Origin of the sequence: Ruminococcus sp. RTP21484sp1_RTP21281st1_A8_RTP21281_210402 (assembly GCF_040914025.1) — a bacterium.
Lineage (GTDB): Bacteria > Bacillota > Clostridia > Lachnospirales > Lachnospiraceae > Blautia_A > Blautia_A faecis.
In genome coordinates, this window is record NZ_JBCPGE010000093.1 from 1 (window position 1) to 2,258 (window position 2,258).

2 protein-coding genes are annotated in these 2,258 nt (G+C 36.0%); both read left to right on the forward strand.

Translation table 11 applies throughout. The features are described from left to right. Nucleotides 1-635: response regulator (locus AB5170_RS22340; RefSeq protein ID WP_368365166.1), on the forward strand; the 635-nt coding region annotated here is incomplete at its 5' end. Between the two features lie 167 nt (nucleotides 636-802). Beyond that, nucleotides 803-2,008, forward strand: coding sequence for an ATP-binding protein (locus AB5170_RS22345; RefSeq protein WP_368361441.1), 1,206 nt, complete (start codon nucleotides 803-805; stop codon nucleotides 2,006-2,008). Nucleotides 2,009-2,258 lie beyond the last annotated feature (250 nt).

Here is a 2,258-nt window from a genome sequence, read left to right on the forward strand (position 1 = left end):
GTATAGGGATGAGTGCAGAGTTCCTGAGCCGCATTTTTGATCCGTTCTCACAGGAAAAAACAGATGCCCGTAGTGTTTATCAGGGAACTGGTCTGGGAATGGCGATTGCCAGGGGATTGATTGAGCAGATGCATGGAAGTATTGAAGTGACAAGTCAGGTGGGAGTTGGATCTGTGTTTGTCATTACCATTCCTTTTGAGATTGCAGAGAAACAGAAAAAGGATGAGGAAATTGCAGAGAAATATAATATTCGTGGATTGCATCTGTTGGCAGCCGAGGATAATGAGCTTAATGCTGAAATCATAGAAATGTTGCTGACTGATGACGGTGCGAAGGTTACAGTTGCAAATAACGGCAGACAGGCGGTGGAGTACTTCGAAAGTAATTCTCCGGGAACCTTTGATGCCATATTGATGGATGTCATGATGCCTGTTATGGATGGTATCGCAGCAACAAAAGCCATACGTGCTATGGACAGGGCGGATGCAAAAACAGTTCCGATCATTGCAATGACTGCAAATGCATTTGAGGAAGATGCAAAAAGATGTCTCGCAGCCGGCATGACCGCACATCTGGCAAAACCATTCCAGATAGAAGATGTGGAAAAGGCCATTGTGGAGTGCTGTGGAAAGTAATGCCATCTGCAAGATCTATTGCCATCAGTAAATTATCAGAAGCAGCTAGTAAGTTAATTTTTGTTCCAATAAAAATAAAAAAATCAATAGTTTTGGGACTGCAATCCTAAAACTATTGATTTTTTTGCTGCTTTTGGAATATAATTAGTAAAGAAAGGAGCATTATTATGATTATAGAAAGAAAAGAATATTTAGAAAAACTGATAGCCTGGAAAGATAAGCAGTTGATTAAAATTGTTACAGGTGTACGACGTTGTGGAAAATCTATGCTTCTGGAAATTTATCGCAATTATTTAAAAGAGCATGGGATTGAGGAAGAACAGATTATTTCTATTAATTTTGAAGATCTTGATTATGAAGAACTGACAGATTACAGGAAATTATATAAATATTTAAAGGAACGTCTGATTGATGGAAAAATGACATATATTTTCCTTGATGAAATTCAGAATGTAACAGATTTTCCGAAAGTGTTGGACAGTCTTTATATTAAAAAAAACATAGATATTTATGTGACTGGTTCCAATGCATATATGTTGTCCAGTGAGATTGCAACTATGATTTCAGGAAGATATATTCAGATTGAAATGTTGCCGTTGTCTTTTAAGGAATATATGGAGAGTACTGGCAGTATGAATGACAGAGGAATCAAATATGCTGAGTATTTGCAGAATAGTTCATTTCCGTTTACACTGGAATTAAAAAATCAGCCAGATGAGATCAGAGATTATCTGGAAGGAATCTATAATACGATTGTTGTAAAGGATATTATAAACAGAAAAAAAATTACAGATACTATGATGTTTAAGAGTGTCTTAAGATTTGTGTTTGATAATATAGGAAATCCATTGTCATCAAAAAAAATTGCAGATACGATGACCTCAGAAGGGCGAAAAATTGATACAAAAACGGTGGAAAAATATCTAGAGGCTTTTAGCGAGAGTTATATTATATATCAGGCAAAACGTTATAATATAAAGGGAAAACAATATTTAAAAACTCTTGAAAAATATTATATAGTTGATATTGGAATGAGGTATATGCTTTTAGGTTCGAGGCAGGCAGATGCAGGACATGTTCTGGAAAATATAGTCTATCTGGAATTGTTACGTCGAGGATATGAGGTGTATGTTGGAAAAATCGATTCATATGAAGTGGATTTTGTGGCACAGAATAAAAAGGGAACAGTATATTTCCAGGTGGCACTGACTGTACGAGATGAAAATACACTTTTAAGAGAATTAAGGCCATTACAGGCGATACGAGATCATTATCCAAAGATTATCTTAACAATGGATGAAGAACCAGAAGAACAATATGAGGGAATTCGACGTATTAATGCCAGAGACTGGTTATTGGGGATTGTAGACTGAGCAATGCAAATTCATAGTAATAATATATATAAACAGAAGATACATTTGTTGATAGCATTGAAAGTGCAAGATAAGTTGCAAAAATATGTTGTTCCTTTTTATGCAGTATGTGATGGGGGCTGGATGTCCGGTGGATATCCGTCTAGCACAGACCGTAGCGTTCACAAATTCTTGGTTGAATGAAAAAGTAACTTCCACCATACATTGACACAGGTAAAATAAGACTTTTTTGCAGGACTAACGTCCATAT

Bases quoted from the DNA above. Each gene is read 5' to 3' on its own strand.
- AB5170_RS22345 (WP_368361441.1), top strand. From the start codon at position 803: ATGATTATAGAAAGAAAAGAATATTTAGAAAAACTGATAGCCTGGAAA.